Origin of the sequence: Streptomyces boluensis, assembly GCF_009908195.1 — a bacterium.
Lineage (GTDB): Bacteria > Actinomycetota > Actinomycetes > Streptomycetales > Streptomycetaceae > Streptomyces > Streptomyces boluensis.
Map to the genome: position 1 here is coordinate 1 of NZ_JAAAHS010000092.1, position 22,770 is coordinate 22,770.

Sequence of the window (22,770 nt, forward strand, 5' to 3'; positions counted from 1 at the left end):
ACCCCTCACCCCCGTGCCACGAGCACCTCCGCCTCCCGTTCCCGTCCCAGCATCCGCGCCAGCGGCCCGCCCTCGATCCGCGCCAGCTCCGCGTACCCGCCGCGCTGCACGACCCGGCCCTCGTCCAGGACGATCACCTCGTCCACCGCGTCGAGCCCGGCGAGCCGGTGCGTGATCAGCAGCGTCGTCCGCCCCTCGGTCACGGCGAGCAGGTCGGCGGTGAGCGCGTCCGCGGTGGCCAGGTCGAGGTGCTCGGCCGGCTCGTCCAGTACGAGTACGGGGAAGTCGGCGAGGAGCGCCCGCGCCAGGGCGAGCCGCTGCCGCTGCCCGCCGGAGAGCCGCGCCCCGTGCTCGCCCACCAGGGTGTCCAGGCCATGCGGCAGCGACTCGGCCCACTCCAGGAGCCGGGCCCGCGCCAACGCGTCCCGCAGCGCGTCCTCGTCGGCGTCCGTCCTGGCCAGCCTGAGGTTCTCCCGGATCGTGCTGTCGAAGACATGGGCGTCCTGGGCGCACAGCCCGACGACCCTGCGCACCGCGTCCCCGTCCAGGGCGTCCGCGTCCGTGCCACCGAGCCGGTACGTGCCCGCCCCCACGTCCAGGAACCGCAGCAGCACCTGCGCGAGCGTCGTCTTGCCCGAACCCGAGGTCCCGACGACGGCGACGCGGCGGCCCCGGTGCAGCGTCAGGTCGACCCCAAAGAGCGCGTCCCGCACCTGCCCCGGATGGCGCGCGCTCAGCCCGCTCACCCGCAACGGGAACGGGTCGTCCGGCACCTCGGCCCGCGGCACCCGCGGCTCCTGCACCGGATCCGGCGCGTCCAGGACCTCGTACACCCGCTCCGCGCTCTTGCGTACCCGCTGCCGGAACTGCACGGCCGTCGGCAGTCCCGTCACCGCCTCGAACGCGGCGAGCGGGGTCAGGACGACCACCGCGAGGGCCACTCCGTCGAGCCGGCCGTCGCGGACGGCGCCGATCCCGGCGAGCGCGGCGGCGGCCACGGTCAGGCCGCAGGCGAGCGCCGAGAGTCCGGCGCCGAACGCGGTCGCGGTGGCCCCTCGGGACGCGATGCCGGTGAGCTCCCGGTCGGCGTCCCGCGCCACCGCCGTACGGGAACCGAGCGCGCCCGCGACGGTCAACTCGGCCGTGCCGGTGAGCAGATCGGCCACCCGCGTGGCCAGCACCCCGCGCGCCGGGGCGAGGCGACGCTCCGCCCGGCGGGCCAGCGCACCGCTCAGCAGCGGTACGCCGACACCCGCGACGAGCAGCCCGACGGCGAGAATCGCCCCGGCCTCCGGGAGCAGCCAGCCGGTGAAGCCGACGGCCCCGGCGGAGACCACGACGGCGGCACCGACCGGCAGCAGCCAGCGCAGCCAGTAGTCCTGGAACGCGTCCACGTCACCCACCAGGCGAGCAAGGAGGTCACCGCGCCGCGTCTGCCGCAGCCCGGCGGGCGCGAGCCGCTCGAGGCGGCGGTAGACGGCGACCCGGGTGTCGGCGAGCATCCGCAGCACCGCGTCATGCGCGACAAGGCGCTCCGCGTACCGGAAGACCGCCCGCCCCAGGCCGAAGGCGCGCGTCGCCGTGACCGCCACCATCAGGTACAGCACCGGCGGCTGCTCGGAGGCCCGCGCGATCAGCCACCCGGAGGTCGCCATCAGGCCGACGGCGCTGCCGAGCGCGAGGCTGCCGAGCAGCAGCCCGAGCAGCAGCCGTCCACGCCGCGCCCCGGCCATCGCCCGGACCCGTGCGAGCACCCGGCCCCCGGCCGCGCCCCCGGCCTCGCTCTCGGCCGTCGCGTCCTGCGGCCCCGGCGCGATCCCGGCCGCGGCTTCCGACTCCGCGACCACACCCGAGGCACCCGCGGGACGCGGAACCCCCACTGCCGTCCCGGGAGCCACCGCACCCGGTGAACTCCCTTCGGCCGAGGCCGGGTTGAGCCGCGAGGGCTCCTCGATCCGCACCACCCGGTCCGCGACCGCGAGCAGCGCCGGCCGGTGCACCACGAGCAGCACGGTCCGCCCGACGGCGAGCCGCCGGACCGCGTCCACGACCTCCGCCTCGGTCTCCCCGTCGAGCGCCGCGGTGGGCTCGTCGAGCAGCAGTACAGGCCGGTCGGCGAGGAACGCCCGTGCAAGCGCGAGCCGTTGCCGCTGCCCCGCCGAGAGCCCGGCCCCGTCCTCGCCCAGCTCCATCCGCGCGCCCTCGGGCAACGCGTCGACGAAGGACAGCGCGCCCGCGTCCCGCAGCGCCTCCCTGACCTCGTCGTCCGTCGCCCCGGGCCGCGCGAGCCGGACGTTCTCCGCGATGGTCCCCGCGTACAGATGCGGGCGCTGCGGAACCCACGCGATGCGCGCCCGCCACTCCTCCATCGACACCGTCGCGAGATCCGTCCCGCCGACGCTGACCCGCCCCTCGTCGGGGCGCACAAAGCCCAACAGCACGTTCAGAAGCGTCGACTTGCCCGCTCCGCTGGGTCCGACGAGGGCCACGGTCTCGCTCGGTTCCACGTGAAACGTCGCGCCCTCGACGGCCGCCGCGTCCCGTCCGGGGTACCGCACCGTCACGCCGTCGAAGCTCAGCGCCCCCTCGGGCGCGGGCCCGGTACCGGAGGCGGGCACCTCGGTCTCCAGGACGTCGAAGATCTCCTCGGCGGCCGCAAGACCTTCGGCCGCCGCGTGGTACTGCGCTCCCACCTGCCGCAGCGGCAGATACGCCTCAGGGGCGAGCACCAGCACCACGAGGCCGATGTACAGATCCATGTCGCCGTGGACCAGGCGCATGCCGATGGTCACGGCGACCAGCGCCACGGAGAGCGTCGCGAGCAGCTCAAGGGCGAAGGAGGAGAGGAAGGCGATACGCAGCGTCCGCATCGTCGCCTGCCGGTACTCGCCGGTGATCTTCCGGATCGACTCGGCCTGCGCCTTGGCCCGGCCGAACACCTTCAGCGTCGGCAGCCCCGCGACCACATCGAGGAAGTGCCCCGAGAGCCGGGAGAGCAACTGCCACTGCCGGTCCATCCGGGCCTGGGTCGCCCAGCCGATGAGGATCATGAAGATCGGGATGAGCGGCAACGTCACCACGATGATCGCGGCCGACACCCAGTCCTCGGTGACGATCCGCGCGAGCACCGCCACCGGGACCACGACCGCGAGCCCCAACTGCGGCAGATAACGCGCGAAGTAGTCGTCGAGCGCGTCGACGCCACGGGTCGCGAGCGCGACCAGAGAGCCGGTCCGCTGCCCGCTCAGCCACCCGGGACCGAGCGCGGCAGCGCGTTCGAGGAGCCGCCCGCGCAGCTCCGACTTGACCGCCGCGCTGGCCCGGTGGGCCGCCAACTCCGTGAGCCAGCCGACGATTCCACGCCCGAGGGCGACAGCCGCGAGCAGCAGCAGGGGCGTTCGCAGGGCGGCCCCGTCGAGGCCGTCCTGGAATCCCCCCACCACCACTTCGGCGATGAGCATCGCCTGGGCGACGACGAGGCCGGCCCCGGCGAGCCCGAGGGCCACGACCGCGATCAGGAAGAAGCGGGTGGCTCGGGCGTACCGAAGCAGCCGCGGGTCGATCGGTTTCACGTGAAACAGCCCCAAGCGGTGCTCATCGAATCCCCCAACTAGTGCGCATCGGCGGCGATGTGCTGCGTACCGATCCGCTTACGGAACACCCAGTAGGTCCAGCTCTGGTAGAGCAGCACGACCGGAGTCGCGACAGCGGCCAACCAGGTCATGATCTTCAGGGTGTACGGGCTCGACGAGGCGTTGGTGACCGTGAGGTTCCACGCCGGGTCGAGCGAAGACGGCATGACGTTCGGGAAGAGCGTCAGGAACAGCATGGCGACCGCGGCCGCGATGGTGACCCCGGACAGCGCGAACGACCAGCCCTCGCGCCCGATCTTGACGGCACCGAGCGCCCCGACGAGGGCGAGTACCGCGACGATCATCGCGACGAGGCTCTTGCCGTCGCCCTTCTCTCCTTGCGTCCAGATCAGGAACCCGAGCGCGAGCACCGCCGCCACCAGGCCGAGCCCGAGCGCCAGCTTCCGCGCCCGCACCCGGATGTCACCGACGGTCTTGAGCGCCGTGAACACCGTGCCGTGGAAGGTGAAAAGCGAGAGCGTGACGAGCCCGCCGAGTAGCGCGTACGGGTTGAGCAGATCCCAGAAGTTGCCCACGTACTCGAAATCGCGGTCGATCTTCACCCCGCGCGTGATGTTGGCGAAGGCCACACCCCAGAGGAACGCCGGGAGCAGCGAGGTCCAGAAGATCGCGTGCTCCCAGTTGGTCTGCCACCGCTCCTCGCTCCGCTTGTGGCGGTACTCGAAGGCGACGCCCCTGATGATCAGGCAGATCAGGATCATCAGCAGCGGCAGATAGAAGCCGGAGAACAGCGTCGCGTACCACTCGGGGAACGCGGCGAAGGTGGCGCCGCCCGCCGTGAGCAGCCACACCTCGTTGCCGTCCCAGACGGGCCCGATGGTGTTGATGAGAACCCGCCGCTCCTTGCGGTCGCGGGCGAGCACCTTGGTCAGGATCCCGACCCCGAAGTCGAAGCCCTCCAGAAAGAAGTAGCCGACCCACAGGACCGCGATCAGTACGAACCAGACGTCGTAAAGTTCCATGCCTCAGCAGCTCCTCAGGCTCAGTACGAGAAGGCCATGGGCCGGTCGGCGTCACGGTCGTCGCCGCCGATCTTGGTGGGCGGGTTGAGGTCCGCCTCCGTGAGTTCCGGAGGTCCGGCCTTGACGTACTTGATGATCAACTTGATCTCGATCACTGCGAGCACCGCGTAGAGCAGTGTGTAGACGGCGAGCGAGGTGATGACCTCGCCCTGCGAGACATTGGGGGAGACCGCCGCGGACGTCTGCAGCACTCCGAAGACCACCCACGGCTGACGGCCCATCTCGGTGAAGATCCAGCCCCAGGAGTTGGCGATCAGCGGGAACAGCATCGTCCACAGCGCCACGATCCAGTACCACTTGGTGAACTTCGGGCTCAGCGCCTTCTTGAAAAGCACCAGGTTCGGCACTTCGTCCTCACCCACCCGCAGCGCCTGCGGCAGCATGAACTTCTTCCGGGTCAGCCAAAGCCCGAGCACACCGATGCCGAGCGAGGCCATCCCGAAGCCGATCATCCAGCGGAAGCCCCAGTAGGCGACCGGGATGTTCGGCCGGTAGTCACCGGGCCCGTACTTCTCCTGCATCTCCTTGTTGAGGTCGTTGATGCCGGGCACGTGCTCGCTGAAGTTGTTGTGCGCGAGGAACGACAGCAGGCCGGGAATCTCTATGGCGACCGTGTTGTGGCCCTTGTCGACGTCCCCGTACGCGAAGACGGAGAAGGGCGCGGAGTCCTCGCCGTCCCACAGCGCCTCGGCGGCGGCCATCTTCATCGGCTGCTGCTCGAACATGATCTTGCCGAGCTCATCGCCGCTGACCGCGGTGAGCAGCCCGCTGATGGTGATCGTGACCAGTCCGAGGCGCAGCGAGGTCTTCATCACCGGCACGTGCTTCTTACGGGCCAGGTGGTACGCGGCGATGCCGGCCATGAACGCACCGCCGACCAGGAAGGCCGCGGTCATGGTGTGGAAGACCTGCGCCAGCGCGGTGTTCTGCGTCAACACCGCCCAGAAGTCGGTGAGTTCGGCCCGGCCCTTCTCCTCGTTGATCCGGTAGCCGACCGGGTGCTGCATCCAGGAGTTGGCCGCCAGGATGAAGTACGCGGAGAGGATCGTGCCGATCGAGACCATCCAGATCGTCGCCAGGTGCAGCTTCTTCGGCAGCTTGTCCCAGCCGAAGATCCACAGCCCGATGAACGTGGACTCGAAGAAGAACGCGATCAGCGCCTCGAACGCGAGGGGGGCGCCGAAGATGTCACCGACGAACCGCGAGTAGTCGGACCAGTTCATGCCGAACTGGAACTCCTGCAGGATGCCGGTCACGACACCCATCGCGATGTTGATCAGGAAGAGCTTGCCCCAGAACTTGGTCGCCTTGAGGTACTTCTCCTTCTCGGTCCGCACCCACGCGGTCTGCAGGCCCGCGACGAGCGCGGCCAGCGAGATCGTGAGCGGGACGAAGAGGAAGTGGTAGACGGTGGTGATGCCGAACTGCCATCGCGCCATCGTTTCCGGCGCCAGAGCCAAGTCCACGTCGTCACTCTCCTTAAGTCGCCGTGGTCGGTCACAGCGGCAGTCTGCCCCTGACAATCCCGCCCATCACGGGATTAACGGGACACGTTTGTGAACGCGTTCACATTCACAAGCATTATGTCGTACCGGTTCCGGCATTCGCCCGGGGGGTCCCCCTTACTCGGGGGTAGCCCAGGGGGCCCCTTCCCAAGAACTTCAACATCTTGTTGAATCCGCGGCATGCAGATCCGAATCATCTGGCCCGCCGGGCACCTGACCGCGACGCTCGAGGACACCCCGACCGCCCAGGCACTCCACCGCGCCCTGCCGCTCTCCGCCACCGCCCAGACCTGGGGCGAGGAGGTCTACTTCGACACCGGCATCTCCGTCGAGCCCGAGGCCGACGCCCGCCAGGTCGTCGATCCTGGCACCGTCGCCTTCTGGACCGACGGCGACGCCCTCGCCCTGCCGTACGGCCCCACGCCGATATCGCGCGGCGACGAGTGCCGCCTCGCGAGCCCGTGCAACCTGCTCGGCGCTCTCGACGGCGACCCCCGCAAACTCGCCACCGTCCGCAGCGGCGACCCGATCAGGGTCGAACTGGTCACCGCCTAGCGGGAGTTGCGTCCGCGGACGCCCCGGCGCCCGCGGACGCCGCGTCCTACAGCTCCTTGCGGAACGTCTCCGCCGTGTGCAGGAAGATGTCATTGGCCTCGGGCTCACCGATCGTGGCCCGCATGCCCTCACCGGCGAACGGCCGCACGACGACACCGGCCTTCTCGCAGGCGGCCGCGAAGTCGTTCGTACGGTCCCCCAGGCGCAGCCAGACGAAGTTGGCCTGCGTCTCGGGGACCGTCCAGCCCTGTCGGCGCAGACCCTCGACGACCCGGGTGCGCTCCCCGATCAACGACCCCACGCGGCCGAGGAGTTCGTCCTCCAGCTGCAGCGAGGCCACCGCCGCGTCCTGCGCGAGCTGGCTCACGCCGAACGGCACCGCCGTCTTGCGCAGCGCCGCCGCCACCGGCTCATGGGCCACCGCGAAGCCGACGCGCAGCCCCGCAAGGCCGTACGCCTTGGAGAAGGTGCGCAGCACACAGACGTTGGGCCGGTCGCGGTAGAGCTCGATGCCGTCCGGCACCTCGGTGTCGCGGATGAACTCGCGGTACGCCTCGTCCAGAACCACCAGGACATCGCTCGGCACCCGGTCCAGGAAGCGCTCAAGCTCCGCCCTGCGGACCACCGTGCCGGTCGGGTTGTTCGGATTGCAGACGAAGATCAGGCGCGTGCGCTCGGTGATCGCGTCCGCCATCGCGTCGAGGTCGTGCACCTCCCCCGAGGTCAGCGGCACCCGCACCGAGGTCGCGCCGCTGATCTGCGTGATGATCGGGTACGCCTCGAAGGACCGCCAGGCGTAGATCACCTCGTCGCCCGGTCCGCTGGTGGACTGCAGCAGTTGCTGCGCGACGCCGACCGAGCCGGTGCCCGTGGCGAGGTGCGAGAGCGGGACGCCGAAGCGGTCCGACAGCTCGTTCATCAGGCCCGTGCACGCCATGTCCGGGTACCGGTTGAAGGTGTCGGCGGCGGCCGTCACCCGCTCCATCACGCCGGGCAGGGGCGGATACGGGTTCTCGTTGGAGGACAGCTTGTACGCCACCGGGCCGCCGGCCGCGGCGGGCTTGCCCGGCTTGTACGTCGGGACGCCGTCCAGCTCGGCACGCAGCCTCGGGCTCTTCTCGCTCACAGCAGGTCCTCCTCGTACCACCGGTTCGAATACTGCTCACCTTATGAGGATTCCGCGCCGCTGCGAATGCCCTGTGGACAAGCCGCACGCTCGCCCTGTGGACAACCGGGCGGTCGGCGCGCGGGGAGGGGGGAGCGCTCCTCAATCTTCCGTGCGCCGGTGGCTTGCGCCGTGGCGCGCGTCCCCCGTGCAGGTGAGTTGAGACCTCTTCGAGACCTCAGCGACGTGACAGGCACGTGGGCGCCGACAGGCATCGGATCACCCCGATATCCCTCAACTCCCTTGTGTTCCAAGGTCATTGATATTGTTTCACCATGCAGAAACGTGCCTGTCAACGCGTGCATATGCATTCACGACGACCACCCGCATGAGCCCTACTATCGGCTCGCCATGACAGCAGCAGGGAAGCATCAGGTGAGCCGGGCACAGACTCGGGGCAACCGGCAGGGCCGGGCGGGCATCCGGGATGTGGCCGCCGCTGCCGGCGTCTCCATCACGACCGTCTCCGACGCGCTCAACGGTAAGGGCCGGCTCCCCGACGCCACCCGCCAACACGTCCGCGAGGTCGCCGACCGGCTGGGCTACCGCCCGTCCGCCGCGGCCCGAACCCTCCGTACCGGCAAGTCAGGACTCATCGGCCTGACCGTGACGACGTACGGGAATGAACCTTTCACCTTCACCGAATTCGCGTACTTCGCGGAGATGGCGAGAGCCGCGACCTCGGCCGCGCTCGACCGCGGCTATGCCCTGGTCATCCTGCCCGCCACCTCCCGTCACGACGTGTGGTCCAACGTCGCTCTGGACGGCACCGTCGTCATCGATCCCTCCGACCAGGACCCGGTCGTCAGCGAACTGGTGCGTCAGGGGCTGCCGGTGGTCTCCGACGGCCGCCCGGCGGGTTCGCTGCCGGTCACCGCCTGGGTGGACAACGACCACGAGGCCGCCGTCCTCGGCATCCTCGACCACCTGGCCGCCGCCGGGGCCCGCCGCATCGGCCTGCTCACCGGCACCACCACCGACACGTACACCCGGCTCTCCACCACGGCCTACCTGCGCTGGTGCCGCCGCATCGGGCAGGACCCGGTGTACGAGGAGTACCCCGCCCACGACCCCTGCGCCGGGGCCGTCGCCGCCGACCGGCTCCTGGCCCGCCCCGACCGGCCCGACGCCGTCTACGGACTCTTCGACCCGAACGGCACCGACCTGCTCGCAGCCGCCCGGCGGTACGGGCTGCGCGTGCCCGAGGACCTGCTGCTCGTCTGCTGCAGCGAGTCCACCGTGTACGCCACCACCGAGCCGCCCATCACGACGCTCTCGCTCAAGCCGCGGCGTATCGGCACGGCCGTCGTGCAGTTACTCATCGACGCCATCGAGAGCGTGGAGACGACCGGACCGATCGAGCAGGTGATACCGACCGAGCTGATCGTGCGGACCTCGTCGCAACGCCGGCCGCCCCGCAGGACGGTCAGTCCGCCGCGCCCTTCCGGGCAGGGGTAGTCAGACAACCCGAAGACGTCCACCAGGAGTCCGTCGGGCATCGATCAGACGTCCATCAGGAGTCCGACAGGAGCCCGGCGGGAGTCCCGGACAACGGAGGGTTACTACCAATTCGGGAGAAAACCCCGGACGACCACGGGTTCCGGCTCGATTCAACACCCCTGGTGCATCACACAGTGCGAGCCGCATTCCTATGATGGGCGCACGACACCGCGGACCGCTGCGACCAGGCCGTCCGATCCCGGTGGGAAATGCGGCGCGACGGTGGTGGAGGGGTCGATGACTCAGGGGGCCGGTCAGGGACCCGCGGTGCGTACGGACACGGTGCGCGACTTCCGCGTACCCGCATATGTGCACCAGGGCGGCGAGGAGCCCGCCGTGCCGGCCGCCGCTCCTGAAGCCGCGCAGAGCATGCCACCCGAGGGGTACACGCCGACGCAGCGCGACCTCCCCGTCATCCAGCGCGGTGACACGGTGCAGGTACGGGTGCAGACGCCCGCGGAGCCGACCGGCACGTCGGGCGGGCTCGGCCCTCTCTATGTCGTCGGCGATGTGCACGGCTACCTCGACGAGCTCCTGGCCGCGCTGCGCGAGCAGGGGCTGATCGACGAGGCCGGGGACTGGGCCGCGGGCACCGCCCGGCTGTGGTTCCTCGGCGACTTCACCGACCGCGGCCCCGACGGCATCGGCGTCATCGACCTCGTGATGCGGCTCTCGGCGCAGGCCGCGGCCGCGGGCGGGTACTGCAAGGCGCTCATGGGCAACCACGAGCTGCTGCTGCTCGGTGCCAAGCGCTTCGGCGACACCCCCGTCAACTCCGGTGCGGGCACCGCCACTTTCCAGGCTGCCTGGCTGCTCAACGGCGGCCAGAAGTCCGACATGGACCGGCTGCAGGACGTCCACCTGCAGTGGATGTCCCGGCTCGACGCCATCGAGCTGGAGGACGACCACCTCCTGGTGCACTCCGACGCACTCACGTATCTGGAGTACGGCGACTCGATCGAGGCCGTCAACGACACGATCCGCGAGGCGCTCACCCGTAACGACCCCGATGAGTGCTGGGACCTGTTCCGGAAGTTCACCAAGCGCTTCGCCTTCCGTGACGAGAACGGTTCGCAGGCGGTGCGCGAGCTTCTCGGTGTCTACGGCGGGCGCCGCATCGTGCACGGCCACAGCCCCATTCCGTATCTGCTCGGCGATGTGGGTTCCGAGGAGGGCGAGGACAGCTCCAGTCCTCAGGTCGAGGGGCCGCATGTGTACGCCGACGGCCTGGCCATCGCCATGGACGGCGGAGTGACCATGGCCGGAAAGCTCCTTGTGTGCCAACTCCCCCTGGATAAGTAACTGTTGCTCGGGCAGGCGTAGAACACATGGGACGTCTCTGACCTGGGGGCGAATTCTGGAAACCCCCTGTCACCGCGTGCCGGACCCGCTCTACCATCTGGTTATCCGTAGCAGGCTCTCCTCCGTTTCCGCCCGACTGCCCGTGCTCACACGGGAGTCCCGGCCCTACGGAGCATCGGGGGATGCACATGAACAGCGCTCCGCACCTGCCGAATGAGGACCGCCAGGACTTTGAGCGGATCCTCGATGAGGCGCTGCGCGCCGCACCACACCGTCCGGATCTCGCCGTTGTCGGCGGGCGGCTCAGCTCCGAGCAACTCCGCACGATGGCGCTGAACGCCACGGCGCTGATCACCGCCGCCGCGGCGACCGAGTACCAGCATTACGTGAAGCTCCGCGAGAAGCTGAGAGAGCCGGCGGGGTCGACCGCGGCCGTACCGGAGTCGAGTGCGCCGGAATCCTCGGGCTCCGTCGGCCTGGCCACCACCATGGGCGAGGTCACCGAGACCGCGGGCGCCGGCCTGGTCGCCGTGCTCGCCGTCCTGGCCCCGGTGCTCGCGGGCACGGCCGCGGCGATCTTCCTGCTCGTCGGGTACATCCTGAAGATGCTCACGCCCGAGCCGTCCTTCGCCGACACCCTGCTGACCGCCGGCTGGCTGTTCGGCGCGCTCACCGCCGCCGGTCTTCTGGTCGCCGGGATCGGCCTGCTCCTGACCGCGCTGCGCAACGGCTCGACGTCGCTGTCGGCGGACGTTCCCGGGCCGTTGAGCGAGGAGTTGGAGGGGGCCAGGGAGGCCTGGCGCGAGGCGCTGCTCGAACGCGGCGTGCTGCCCTTCCTGCGCGAGGCCCTGGCCGCCGCTCCGGCCGGCCCCGTCGAGCCCCGCCCCGTCGAGCGCCGCTCCGGCCCGGCGGGTACGAGAATGCCCCATCTCGGCTACCACCGGCCGGGGTTCAGCAGCCCCGACGGCGGCGCGGACACGGGTCCGCGGCCGCGCTATTCGAGCCCGGACTTCTCCAGCCCGGACTTCGGCGGCCCGGAGAAGAAGCCGGACTAGCGAGTTCCGTACGGGTTGCGCGGCGCCGGGACGCGCGTGCCCTTACGCGAGTGCCCGTACCGCGAGTGCCCGTGCTCGTACGCGAGTGAAGGTCCGTTTCACGTGAAACGGACCTTCGACTCACCTCAACTCACTGCAACGCGCGCTCAGTCCGCGATCGGCAGGTAGACGCGGTTGCCCGCGGCCGCGAACTCCTTCGACTTCTGTTCCATGCCCGCGACCGCCTCGTCGAGCTCGGCCTGCGGCGTACCGCCGTGCTCGCGGCGGATGTCCTGCGAGATCTTCATGGAGCAGAACTTCGGACCGCACATGGAGCAGAAGTGCGCGGTCTTGGCGGGCTCGGCCGGCAGCGTCTCGTCGTGGAACTCCCGTGCCGTGTCCGGGTCGAGGGCCAGGTTGAACTGGTCCTCCCAGCGGAACTCGAAGCGCGCGTCCGAGAGCGCGTCGTCCCAGTCCTGCGCGCCCGGGTGCCCCTTGGCGAGGTCGGCCGCGTGCGCCGCGATCTTGTACGTGATGACGCCGGTCTTCACGTCGTCCTTGTTCGGCAGGCCCAGGTGCTCCTTGGGCGTGACGTAGCAGAGCATCGCGGTGCCCCACCAGCCGATCATCGCGGCGCCGATGCCGGAGGTGATGTGGTCGTACGCGGGCGCGATGTCGGTGGTCAGCGGGCCGAGCGTGTAGAACGGCGCCTCCTCGCAGATCTCCTGCTGGAGGTCGATGTTCTCCTTGATCTTGTGCATCGGGACATGGCCCGGACCCTCGATCATGGTCTGTACGTTGTGCCGCTTGGCGATGGTGTTGAGCTCGCCCAGGGTCTCCAACTCCGCGAACTGCGCACGGTCGTTGGCGTCCGCGATCGAACCGGGGCGCAGCCCGTCGCCGAGCGAGTACGTCACGTCGTACGCGGCGAGGATCTCGCAGAGCTCCTCGAAGTGCTCGTAGAGGAAGCTCTCCTTGTGGTGCGCGAGGCACCACGCGGCCATGATCGAGCCGCCGCGCGAGACGATGCCCGTCTTGCGGTTGGCGGTCAGCGGGACGTACGGCAGCCGCACACCCGCGTGCACCGTCATGTAGTCGACGCCCTGCTCGGCCTGCTCGATGACCGTGTCCTTGTAGATCTCCCAGCTCAGCTCCTCGGCCTTGCCGTCGACCTTCTCCAGGGCCTGGTAGAGCGGCACGGTGCCGATGGGCACGGGGGAGTTGCGCAGCACCCACTCGCGGGTGGTGTGGATGTTGCGGCCGGTGGAGAGGTCCATGACCGTGTCGGCGCCCCACTTGGTGGCCCAGGTCATCTTCTCCACCTCCTCCTCGATGGAGGAAGTGACCGCGGAGTTCCCGATGTTGGCGTTGACCTTCACCAGGAACCGCTTGCCGATGATCATCGGCTCGATCTCGGGGTGGTTGACGTTGGCGGGGATCACCGCGCGGCCCGCGGCGACCTCTTCGCGTACGACCTCGGGGTCGATGTTCTCGCGGATCCCGATGAACTCCATCTCGGGCGTGATCTCGCCGCGACGGGCGTACGCGAGCTGCGTCACCGCCTGTCCACCACGTCCACGGCGCGGCTGCCGGGGACGGCCCGGGAAGACCGCGTCGAGGTTCTTCAGGCCCCCGCGCGGCGAGGTGTGCTTGATGCCGTCGTCCTCGGGACGAGGCGGGCGCCCGGTGTACTCCTCGGTGTCGCCGCGGGCGATGATCCAGTTCTCCCGCAGCGGCGCGAGCCCGCGGCGGACATCGGTATCGGCTGTCGGATCGGTGTACGGCCCTGAGGTGTCGTACAGGGTCACGGCCTTGCCGTTGGTGAGGTGCACCTGGCGGACCGGCACCCGCAGGTCGGGGCGCGAGCCCTCGACATACGCCTTGTGCCAGCCGATGGACTTCCCGGCCTCCGCGCCGACGGTGTTCGCGTCGCTCTTGTCGCTCTTGTCGTTGTTGTCGCTGCTGGAGGCAGGCGTGCGTGCGTCCGCTGTGGTCATGAGACCTACTCCCTACGCCGGCATTACCCGGTAACAGGTTCGGCGGTCGACGCAGCGAATTCCGTATGTCCCATACGGAGGTCAGCGCCCTCTCAGCCCGGTGCTCCGAGCTCCCGCGATTGCAAAGGTGCCCCCCACGCTAGCGCCCTCACGGCCACGCTGAACAGAGGGCCCCTTTTGTTCTTGCGATGATCAGGCGGTGACCTCCATGCAGCAGCCCCCTCAGCCGCCCTCCGAACCCCCCAGCGGACACGGCCACGGGCACACGCACAGCCACGGCCCGGCCCTTCCGGTGTCGAAGCACCTGCGCAAGGTGATCGCCGCGGTCCTCATCCCCTTCGCCACCGCCGTACTCGTCGGCCTCGTGGTGCTCTGGCCGGGCGGCGCGCCCGCGCACGAGCGCAGCGGCGTGGGCTTCGACCGGCAGACGGAGTCGGGCACGGTGGCGCGGGTCGACCCGGTCGACTGCAAGGACGTCAACGCCTCGCAGGTCCCTCCGACCGGTGACCCGTCGACCCCGGAGGGCCAGGAGGCACAGCGTGCGCAGCAGGGCACCTGCGCGAAGGCGACCATCGAGGTGACCAGCGGCAAGGACAAGGGCCACACCTTCGTCGAGGTGGTCCAGCCGGACGCGCCACGGCAGTTGAAGGAGGGCCAGGGCGTGGTCGTCGCCTACGCGCCGGGGGCTCCCAAGGAGTTGCAGTACTCGGTGACCGACGTGGACCGCGGCGTTCCGATGTGGATCCTCGCGGGGATCTTCGCGTTCGCCGTGGTCGTGGTGGGGCGGATGCGTGGCTTCATGGCCCTGGTCGCGCTCGCGGTCAGCTTCGCGCTGCTCACGCTGTTCATCCTGCCGGCGATCCTGCAGGGTTCGAATCCGCTGATCGTCGCGGTGGTCGGGGCGAGCGCCATCATGCTGATCGCGCTCTACATGTGCCACGGCCTCACCGCGAGAACCTCGGTGGCGGTCCTCGGCACCCTGATCTCGCTGGTCCTGATCGGGCTGCTCGGTTCGCTTTTCATCGGCTGGGCGTTCCTCACCGGCAACACGGACGACAACACCGGCCTGATCCACGGGCTCTACCCGGACATCGACATGAGCGGCCTGCTGCTCGCGGGCATCATCATCGGGTCCCTCGGTGTGCTCGACGACGTGACGGTCACGCAGACCTCGGCGGTCTGGGAGCTGCACCACGCCGACCCGACCATGAGCGCACGGCAGTTGTACCGCGCGGGCATCAGGATCGGCCGGGATCACATCGCGTCCGTGGTGAACACCCTGGTGCTCGCGTACGCCGGTGCCGCGCTACCGCTGTTGCTGCTGTTCACCATCGCGCAGAGCAGCGTGGGCACGGTGGCCAACAGTGAGTTGGTGGCCGAGGAGATCGTGCGCACCCTGGTCGGTTCGATCGGCCTGGTCGCCTCGGTGCCGGTCACCACCGCGCTGGCCGCGCTGCTCGTCTCGGCCGACAAGCCCGGGGTCGCGGCGGCTTCGGCTGCCGCCGCGGATACGGCTGCGGGGCGCGCGGCGGGCCGGGGCGGGCGCGGACGCCGCCGGAAGCGCTGAGTCCGTCTCACGGGCGGTTCGGGGGCGGTTCAGGGGCGGCGGTCGGTGCGCGTAGGTCCAAGGGCCACACCCCGCCGTACCGTCCCGACCGCCCAGCGGAAGCGTTTCAGCACAGGAAGCGCCCCGGAACGGGTCAGCCCGCGCTCGGCTCCTCCGCCAGGATCCGACCGAGTGCCTCGTCGAGGTGGGACTCGAAGTCGGCGAGCGTCCGCTCCTGACCGAGCGGCACCAGCTTGTCCGTACGGTCGAGGAACGCGATCAGCGGCGCGATGCCCGCGCGGAACAGCGCCTGGTCACCGCCCACTTGGAGCCGGATCAAGGCCTCGCTCAGCGGCTCGGGCCCCTCGGGTGCGATGTGCACATCTCCGTCGCCGCACGGGCCGTTGACCCCGTCGACCAGCAACTCACGGCTGAACGCCCAGGTCACCGGGGCGTCCCCGGGCAAGTGGAAGGTCAGTCGCACGGCATAGGGGTCGCGCGTCTCGTACCGCAGCTCCACCGGAATGCGGAACGAGAGCTCCTCGGAAACGAGAAAGCTCATCATGACCTCTGCCTGGACGGACTCGCGCATCGCCTACCCCGTTGCTGTGCCTGTGAGTTGGACAGGATCATCTTCCTGACACTCATGGAATCTTGCTGAACGTACGCAATAGATCACAAGGAGTGAGTTTTCAGATACTGATAGAGAACGCCAGCGTGGCGAGCTTTCGGCCCACGTCACTCTGCAACTCGCGCACCGCGGGCAGCAGTCGGCCCCGCTGATGCAGCGGCAGCGAGATCGCGAGGGTGGCCGCGGTGGTGCCGACCGTGATGGGAACCGCGGCACAGACGGTCCCCAGCGCGTATTCCTGCTGTTCCACGACCGGTTGCATCCGCCCCGTCCGCCCCAGGCGCCGTATCAGCGCGACACCGTCGCGGACCGAGTACGGAGTGATGGACTGCACCGGATAGCGCGACAGGTGGTCGCGCTGGGAGTCCTCGTCGAGCTGGGAGAGCAGGCACTGCCCGATCGCGTGGGCGTGCGCAGTCTGCCGGAAATCCGCCCATTCCTCGACCGCCGGACTGCCCGGCTTGTCGGCGATGTCCACGACTTCGACCTCGCCCTCGCGGTAGACCGCGAAGTACACCGGCACACCGATCGCATCGCGCCAGTGCGCGAGCACGTCGCCGATCTTGCTGCGACGATTCTGCTGCGCTCCACTACTGGTCAGCTTCTCGGCCGCAGGCCCGAAGACGAACACCCCCTGCTCCCGCCGCAGATAGCCCTCGTGCGTGAGGGTGCGCAGCAGGTGGTAAGCGGTGGGCAGAGCGAGTCCGGCTTCGCGGGCGAGCTGCTTCGCGGGCGCCCCGTCCTCGTGGGCGGCGACGGCCTCGAGCAGACGCATGGCGCGCTGTACGGAGCCGATGAGGGTCGGAACGGGCGTGCTGACTGCCGTGGCCAAGGTCCAACTCCCGAGGCGCGTGGGGTGGAGCCCCCGTGGGGGAAGCAGGGCTGCCGGGAGGCGTACCCCGCGTCGCTGCTCCGGACTCTAGACCCAGCTCACCAACTTGCGACCCTGATGGCCGAAAGATTCCCCCTGGCGAGCGAACACGCGCTATGGGTTACCGATCGGTGCGCTAGGACGACGAGGAATTCATGAACTTCCTTACGACATAGATCAGTCCGCCCACGAGTGCGGCGAAGACGAGCACCTTGAAAAGCAGCGCGATGACGAAACCGGCCACCGAGACGATCAGTCCGCCGAACACCACCAGCGCGATGGCCGGCACCGCGACCCACTTCACCCACCAGGGCAGTCCCGCGAATATCTCCTGCACGGCCATCGTCCTCTCCCACTTCCTCCGGTTCTCTCCGGATGCCTGTCGCTCCGAGTCCACTCTCCGAGCCGCTGTCCTCGATGCTAGGCGGGCGCCCTGCCGAACGGGGGCCTCGCATCCCTTGTCCATCCCTGACGCACCCCCTAAGGGAATCGGTGCGTCAGCCCTGGGGTGCGTCAGCCTCGGACGGTGCCTCAGCCCTCGGGCGGCGAGAAGACCACGAGAACCCGCAGATCCTCGCTGATGTGGTGGAACTTGTGCGGGACGCCCGCGGGCACGTAGATGACGCTGCCGCGGCTGACCGTGGTTGTCTCCACACCGACCGTCACCGCAGCCCGGCCGCTGGCGACGAAGTAGACCTCGTCCTGGTTGTGCGGGGCCTGCGGATCGGAGTCACCGGCATCCAGTGCGTACAGGCCTACCGACATGTTCCGTTCCCGTAGAAACTGCAGGTAGGCGCCCTGGTTCGCGGCCCGCTCCGCCTCGAGCTCGTCCAACCGGAATGCTTTCATCGCCCTGTCCGCCCTCGCTAGTGCCGTACGCCGGTGCCCGGCGCCGATCACGTCTGCCACGATCAGACACATGAAGAATTTCGTAGTCAAGACGGTCGCGAACTCGGCCGCCCTCGCCGTCGCCATCTGGCTCCTGGACAAGATCACGCTCACCGGGGACAGCACCCCGAAGAAGGTGATCACCCTGGTCCTGGTCGCTCTGCTTTTCGGCGTGGTGAACTTCCTGGTCAAGCCGGTCGTGCAGCTGCTCACGTTCCCGCTGTTCATCCTGACCCTCGGGCTGATCACGCTGGTGGTCAACGCCCTGATGCTGCTGCTCACTTCGTGGCTCGCCGACCAGGTCTCGCTGAGCTTCCACGTCGAGGGCTTCTGGACGGCCGTGCTCGGTGGCCTGATCATCAGTGTCGTCTCCTGGGCGATGAACGTGGTCCTGCCCGACGACAAGGACTGACGCCCGCACATGAACGACCGCTTCCGCGTCTGCTTCGTCTGCACCGGCAACATCTGCCGGTCCCCCATGGCCGAGTCCGTCTTCCGCGCCCACGTCGCGGAAGCCGGGCTCGACGGCCTGGTCGAGGTGGACAGCGCCGGCACCGGCGGCTGGCACGAGGGCGACGGCGCCGACCCGCGCACCGTCTCCGTCCTGCGGGCGCACGGCTACGAGAGCGACCACGCGGCGCGGCAGTTCCGCGCCGACTGGTTCGCCCGGCTCGACCTGGTGATCGCCCTCGACGAGGGTCACCAGCGCGAACTGCGCCGCCTCGCCCCGACCCCGGCCGACGCCGCCAAGGTGCGCCTGCTCCGCTCGTACGATCCCGCCGCCGTGGATCTCGATGTTCCGGATCCTTACTACGGCGGTACGGACGGTTTCGACGAGTGCCTCGAACTGGTCGAGGCCGCGAGTCCCGGGCTGCTCAGCGCGGTCCGGGACGCGCTCACCGAGAGGGGTGCGGCATGACGGAACGCGCGATTCAGGGCCCTGCGGGGGACGGCACCCGAGCCGTACGCGCCGGGCTCCCGGAGCCCGTGAAGCACGAACCGACGCTTCCGGGACCGGTGTTCGCCGCCCACTTCCACCTGCCGGGCGAGCCGACAGGGCCGTACACGTACGGCCGCGACGAGAACCCGACGTGGACGCTCCTGGAGCGGGCCATCGGCGAGCTCGAGGCGCCGGACACCGAGGTGGAGACGCTCACCTTCGGTTCCGGGATGGCCGCGATCTCGGCGGTGATCTTCTCCCAACTGCGCGCCGGTGACGCCGTCGTGATGCCCGACGACGGCTACCAGGCGCTGCCGCTGGTCCACGAGCAGTTGCGCGCGTACGGCATCGAGGTGCGGACCGCGCCCACCGGCCGGGATGCCCAACTCGAGGTCCTGGACGGCGCGAAGCTGCTGTGGATCGAGACGCCGTCGAACCCCGGGCTCGATGTGTGCGATGTGCGCCGCCTTGTGGCCGCGGCACATGAGCAGGGCACGCTTGTGGCCGTCGACAACACCCTGGCGACTCCGCTCGGGCAGCGCCCGCTGGAGCTCGGCGCGGACTTCTCGGTGGCCAGTGGCACCAAGGGCCTCACCGGCCACGGGGACATCCTGCTCGGCTACGTGACCGGCCGGAACGCCGAGGCGATGGCGGGCGTACGCCGCTGGCGCAAGATCGTCGGCGCGATCCCCGGGCCGATGGAGGCCTGGCTCGCCCACCGTTCGCTCGCCACGCTGCAGTTGCGGATCGACCGCCAGGTCGGCAACGCGCTGGCGGTCGCCGAAGCGCTGCGCGCCCGCGACGAGGTGACCGGGCTGCGCTACCCCGGCCTTCCTGAGGACCCCTCGCACCGGCTCGCCGCCCAGCAGATGCGGCGCTTCGGCAGCGTCGTCTCCTTCACGCTGCCGTCGCGGGCGCGGGCCGAGCGGTTCATGGCGGCGCTGCACCTCGTCGAGGACGCCACGAGCTTCGGCAGCGTACGGTCCACCGCCGAGCGCCGCGGACGCTGGGGCGGCGACGCCGTACCGGAGGGCTTCATCCGCTTCTCCGCCGGCGCCGAGGACCCGCAGGACCTGGTGGCCGATGTGCTGCGCGCACTGGACGAATCAGCCGAGTAGCGGCCCGCCCCGGCGCGTTCTCCGGCACCCTCTCGGCCCGTTCCGCTTCCGGGACATCGGCCGCGCGCGACATGGCGGATACGCACAACAGACGGTCCGAGCCTCCCCCCTCGTGGCTCGGACCGTCCCGGTTCCGCATACGAAGAACCGCGCGAACAAGGCTAGTTGACTCTGTGTCAGTGTCCAATCACAGTAGCGACAGAGACCTATCGACTTATTTATAGTTGGGTGCCTGCGGGGGCTGGGGAGGGGAGAGGCTTCGCATGGATCTGGCCTTGTTGCGCACGTTCGTCACGGTGCATCGAGCCGGTTCCTTCACCCGCGCCGCCGCCCTGCTCGGCCTCTCACAGCCCGCCGTCACCTCTCAGATACGCACCCTGGAACGGCAGTTGGGGCGCCCCCTCTTCCTGCGCCAGGCGCGCGGCGTGACGCCCACGACGATCGGCGACGAGCTGGCGCACAAGGCGGCCCCGCATCTGGACGCCCTCGTGGAGATCACCGAGAGCGTCCCCGACGAGGAGTCCTCGGTCCGCACCCTGCACCTCGCGGGCCCACCGGAGTTCACCTCGGTCCGCGCCCTGCCCGCGCTCACCTCCCTCACCGGCGAGGACGGCCACGGCTATACGGTCCGGGCCTCCTTCGGCACCGCCGAGGAAACCCTCGAAGGGCTCGCCGCCGGGCATCACGATCTGGCCATCTCCACCGCCCGGCCGCGCGGCGCACTGCTCACGGCGACCGCGCTCTGCGACGAGGAGCATGTGCTGGTCGCCGCTCCCGGTCTGGCCAAGCGGCTCGGCCGCGCGGCCCTCGGGCGATACGGCGGACCCGACCTCGGCGCCCTGCCGGTGGTGGAGGTGCACGAGTCGCTGCCGCTGGTGGCCCGCTACTGGGCGGCGGTCTTCGAGTCCCGGCCCGCCGCGTCCGGCACCGTCGTCGCCCCCGACCTGCGGGCGGTGCTCGCCTGCGTCACGGCCGGCGCGGGGATCTCCGTACTGCCGCGGTATCTGTGCGCGGAGGCGTTGGAGCGGGGCGAGATCGTGGCGCTGCTCGACCCCTCGGTGCCTCCGTTGCGCACCTACTTCCTGGTGGTGCGCACCGGCACACTCGCGCTGCCGCACATCGCGCGGGCGCACGAGTGGTTGCTGTGTGCTGCCGCCGATTGGTCCTGACCCGACGCTCAGTGCTGTCGTCGTGTTTCACGTGGAACATCGCGGGCCACATTCCTTCCATGACCGTCCGACCCGTGGTCAAGCGCACCGCCCGAGCCGTACTGCTCGACGGCGACGACCTCATCCTGATCAAGCGCACCAAGCCAGGAGTCGATCCGTACTGGGTCACGCCCGGCGGGGGAGTCGAGCCCGAGGACCTGACCGTGGTCGACGCCCTCCACCGTGAGGTGCACGAGGAACTCGGCGCGAAGATCATCGACGTGGTGCCCTGTTTCGTCGACACCGTGGAGCACATCGGCGCGGACGGCGGTGCGACCGGCGTGAAGGTGCAGCACTTCTTCGTCTGCCGGCTGGAGTCCATGGACACCTCGCAGCGCCACGGTCCCGAGATCGAGGAGCCCGCGGGCGAGTACGAGATCGTGCGGATCCCGTTCACCCGCGTCGGCATCGCCTCGGTCCACCTGGTGCCGCTCTCGCTGCGCCACTACCTGGACGGCAACATCGAGGGCGTACGCGCGATGCACGCCCCCGACCTGGGGTGAGCGGGGCGCGTAGCGCGGACGGGTCCTGAGGGCGCCCCCTGCTCCGCTGCCGCCGGTCCGCTGCCGCTAGTCCTCTAGTCCGCTGCCGCGACGAGTTCTTCCAGGGAGTCGTGGCGGATCCGGTCCTGCGGAACGCCCGCGCCCCTGAGGACCTGGACGCCGTTGCGGATCATCCCGGGCGGGCCCGCGAGGTACGCGTCGAAGTCGTGCCACGGGCCGAACTGCCGTACCGCGTCCGGGAGTCGGCCTGGCTGGTCGAAGCTGTCGATCACGGGGCGGACCGAGAGCCACGGGTGGCTCTGCTGGAGCCGGAGCATGGTGTCGACGTCGTAGAGGTCATGGTCGGTGCGGGCCCCGTAGAAGACCTCGACCGAGCGGCGCGCGCCGTGCTCCGCGACGTCCTCGACCAGTGCCTTGATCGGGGCGATTCCGGTGCCGCCGCCCAGGCAGAGCAGGCCGTTGTCGTTGCTGTGGTCGACGGTCATGGTGCCCGCGGGCGGGCCGAGGCGGACGGTGTCGCCGGGGCGGGCGCGGTGCACCAGGGCGTTGGAGACCCAGCCGGCGGAGACCGCCTTCACATGGAAGGTGAGCAGCCCGTCGGGGCGCGGCGCGGACGCGAACGAGTAGTGCCGCCAGATCCGCGGCCACCACGGTGTCTCCAGGCTGGCGTACTGCCCGGCCAGGAACGGGTAGGGCTGGTCCGGCCGCACGGTGAGCACCGCGATGTCGGAGGTGCGCAGCTCGTGCGAGACGATCTCGCCGAACCACCAGGCGGGCGCGCGCAGTTCGTCCTCGGCGGCCGCGTCGATCATGACCTGCGAGATGGTCGTGTACGCCCGTACCCAGGCGGCCTCGGTCTCCTCGCTCCAGCTGCTGCTCGCGTACCGGCTCAGCGAACCGATCAGGGCTTCGCCGACGGCCGGGTAGTGCTCGGGCTCGGTGCCGTACTTGCGGTGGCCGCGGCCGAGGTTCTTCAGGTACGCGACCAGGACCTCGGTGTTGTCGATGTTCTCCGCGGCGGTGAGCAGCGCCCGCAGCAGGCGGTCGCGCTGGGTGTCCATCGAGGCCGGGAACAGCATCCGCAGGTCGGGGTGGCGCATGAAGAGAAGCGCGTAGAAGTACGAGGTGACCTTGTCGGCCACGGGTCCGACCTCGGCCATGGTCCGCTGGATGAGGACCCCGTCGGCGGAAGGGGCCTCGGCCGCCGGGGCCGCCTCGGCGCGAGCCTGAGCCGGATCGGGAGTTGCCACGGGGTGCTCAACTGCCGTGCGGGGGGCGCCGGGTGAGGCCTGCGGGGTGCCGGATGTGGCGCCGTACGCGGGGGGAGCGGGG

The 22,770-nt window shown here is 69.9% G+C and carries 20 protein-coding genes; 10 read left to right on the forward strand and 10 right to left on the reverse strand.

The genetic code is table 11. The features are described 5' to 3' along the window. Window positions 1-5: 5 nt before the first annotated feature. The 3 genes from cydD to GUY60_RS14480 are packed head-to-tail and all read right to left on the reverse strand — an operon-like array spanning window position 6 to window position 6,141. On the reverse strand, window positions 6-3,572 hold the full coding sequence (gene cydD, locus GUY60_RS14470) for a thiol reductant ABC exporter subunit CydD (RefSeq protein WP_161697699.1): 3,567 nt from the start codon (window positions 3,570-3,572) through the stop codon (window positions 6-8). A 38-nt stretch (window positions 3,573-3,610) separates the two neighbouring features. Further along, complete coding sequence (gene cydB, locus GUY60_RS14475; RefSeq protein ID WP_161697701.1) at window positions 3,611-4,615, reverse strand: cytochrome d ubiquinol oxidase subunit II; 1,005 nt, start codon at window positions 4,613-4,615, stop codon at window positions 3,611-3,613. Window positions 4,616-4,635: 20 nt separating this feature from the next. After that, window positions 4,636-6,141 (reverse strand): cytochrome ubiquinol oxidase subunit I, encoded by a 1,506-nt coding sequence (locus GUY60_RS14480; protein ID WP_161697703.1) that lies wholly within the window; start codon window positions 6,139-6,141, stop codon window positions 4,636-4,638. Between the two features lie 219 nt (window positions 6,142-6,360). Here GUY60_RS14480 and GUY60_RS14485 point away from each other — a divergent pair, with 219 nt between their 5' ends. Then, the gene (locus GUY60_RS14485) at window positions 6,361-6,735 is read left to right on the forward strand and encodes a cyclophilin-like fold protein (protein WP_161697705.1); all 375 of its coding nucleotides are present in this window, start codon (window positions 6,361-6,363) and stop codon (window positions 6,733-6,735) included. Between the two features lie 46 nt (window positions 6,736-6,781). On the opposite strand, the gene hisC is transcribed toward GUY60_RS14485, so the two are convergent. After that, window positions 6,782-7,861 (reverse strand): histidinol-phosphate transaminase, encoded by a 1,080-nt coding sequence (hisC, locus tag GUY60_RS14490; RefSeq protein WP_161697707.1) that lies wholly within the window; start codon window positions 7,859-7,861, stop codon window positions 6,782-6,784. Window positions 7,862-8,251: 390 nt separating this feature from the next. Between hisC and GUY60_RS14495 the strand changes: the two genes are divergently transcribed. The 3 genes from GUY60_RS14495 (at window position 8,252) to GUY60_RS14505 (ending at window position 11,757) form a co-directional block, all read left to right on the forward strand. Beyond that, window positions 8,252-9,358 (forward strand): LacI family DNA-binding transcriptional regulator, encoded by a 1,107-nt coding sequence (locus tag GUY60_RS14495; protein ID WP_161697708.1) that lies wholly within the window; start codon window positions 8,252-8,254, stop codon window positions 9,356-9,358. 264 nt (window positions 9,359-9,622) lie between these two features. After that, a complete protein-coding gene (locus tag GUY60_RS14500) occupies window positions 9,623-10,702 on the forward strand; it encodes a metallophosphoesterase family protein (RefSeq protein ID WP_161697710.1) in 1,080 nt (359 codons plus the stop codon). A gap of 182 nt (window positions 10,703-10,884) precedes the next feature. Then, window positions 10,885-11,757, forward strand: a complete 873-nt coding sequence (locus GUY60_RS14505; RefSeq protein WP_161697712.1) for a hypothetical protein — start codon at window positions 10,885-10,887, stop codon at window positions 11,755-11,757. A 146-nt stretch (window positions 11,758-11,903) separates the two neighbouring features. Here GUY60_RS14505 and thiC read toward each other — a convergent pair whose 3' ends face one another. Beyond that, window positions 11,904-13,733 carry a phosphomethylpyrimidine synthase ThiC gene (gene thiC, locus GUY60_RS14510; RefSeq protein ID WP_161697714.1) on the reverse strand — a complete coding sequence of 610 codons (1,830 nt, stop codon included), beginning with the start codon at window positions 13,731-13,733 and terminating at the stop codon, window positions 11,904-11,906. 199 nt (window positions 13,734-13,932) lie between these two features. On the opposite strand from thiC, the gene GUY60_RS14515 reads away from it, so the two are divergent. Beyond that, window positions 13,933-15,300, forward strand: a complete 1,368-nt coding sequence (locus GUY60_RS14515) for a YibE/F family protein (RefSeq protein WP_161697716.1) — start codon at window positions 13,933-13,935, stop codon at window positions 15,298-15,300. A gap of 133 nt (window positions 15,301-15,433) precedes the next feature. On the opposite strand, the gene GUY60_RS14520 is transcribed toward GUY60_RS14515, so the two are convergent. The 4 genes from GUY60_RS14520 to GUY60_RS14535 form a co-directional block, all read right to left on the reverse strand. Beyond that, window positions 15,434-15,871, reverse strand: coding sequence for an SsgA family sporulation/cell division regulator (locus GUY60_RS14520; protein WP_161697718.1), 438 nt, complete (start codon window positions 15,869-15,871; stop codon window positions 15,434-15,436). Window positions 15,872-15,971: 100 nt separating this feature from the next. Next, entirely contained in the window at window positions 15,972-16,685 is a 714-nt protein-coding gene (locus tag GUY60_RS14525) for an IclR family transcriptional regulator (RefSeq protein ID WP_161697732.1), read from the reverse strand. Between the two features lie 232 nt (window positions 16,686-16,917). Then, window positions 16,918-17,118, reverse strand: a complete 201-nt coding sequence (locus GUY60_RS14530; protein ID WP_161697734.1) for a DUF5326 family protein — start codon at window positions 17,116-17,118, stop codon at window positions 16,918-16,920. 194 nt (window positions 17,119-17,312) lie between these two features. Beyond that, window positions 17,313-17,630 carry a cupin domain-containing protein gene (locus GUY60_RS14535; protein WP_161697720.1) on the reverse strand — a complete coding sequence of 106 codons (318 nt, stop codon included), beginning with the start codon at window positions 17,628-17,630 and terminating at the stop codon, window positions 17,313-17,315. Between the two features lie 70 nt (window positions 17,631-17,700). Here GUY60_RS14535 and GUY60_RS14540 point away from each other — a divergent pair, with 70 nt between their 5' ends. The 5 genes from GUY60_RS14540 (at window position 17,701) to GUY60_RS14560 (ending at window position 21,438) form a co-directional block, all read left to right on the forward strand. Then, window positions 17,701-18,081 carry a phage holin family protein gene (locus GUY60_RS14540; RefSeq protein WP_161697722.1) on the forward strand — a complete coding sequence of 127 codons (381 nt, stop codon included), beginning with the start codon at window positions 17,701-17,703 and terminating at the stop codon, window positions 18,079-18,081. Between the two features lie 9 nt (window positions 18,082-18,090). After that, entirely contained in the window at window positions 18,091-18,588 is a 498-nt protein-coding gene (locus tag GUY60_RS14545) for a low molecular weight protein-tyrosine-phosphatase (protein WP_161697724.1), read from the forward strand. Beyond that, window positions 18,585-19,727, forward strand: coding sequence for a cystathionine gamma-lyase (locus GUY60_RS14550; RefSeq protein WP_161697726.1), 1,143 nt, complete (start codon window positions 18,585-18,587; stop codon window positions 19,725-19,727). The genes GUY60_RS14545 and GUY60_RS14550 overlap by 4 nt, the downstream gene beginning before the upstream one ends. Window positions 19,728-19,990: 263 nt before the next feature. Beyond that, window positions 19,991-20,896, forward strand: a complete 906-nt coding sequence (locus GUY60_RS14555; protein ID WP_161697728.1) for a LysR family transcriptional regulator — start codon at window positions 19,991-19,993, stop codon at window positions 20,894-20,896. A 59-nt stretch (window positions 20,897-20,955) separates the two neighbouring features. After that, the gene (locus GUY60_RS14560; protein WP_161697730.1) at window positions 20,956-21,438 is read left to right on the forward strand and encodes an NUDIX domain-containing protein; all 483 of its coding nucleotides are present in this window, start codon (window positions 20,956-20,958) and stop codon (window positions 21,436-21,438) included. Between the two features lie 74 nt (window positions 21,439-21,512). On the opposite strand, the gene GUY60_RS14565 is transcribed toward GUY60_RS14560, so the two are convergent. Next, window positions 21,513-22,770, reverse strand: a 1,258-nt coding sequence (locus tag GUY60_RS14565) for a globin domain-containing protein (protein WP_246234988.1), incomplete at its 5' end; no start/stop codon positions are given.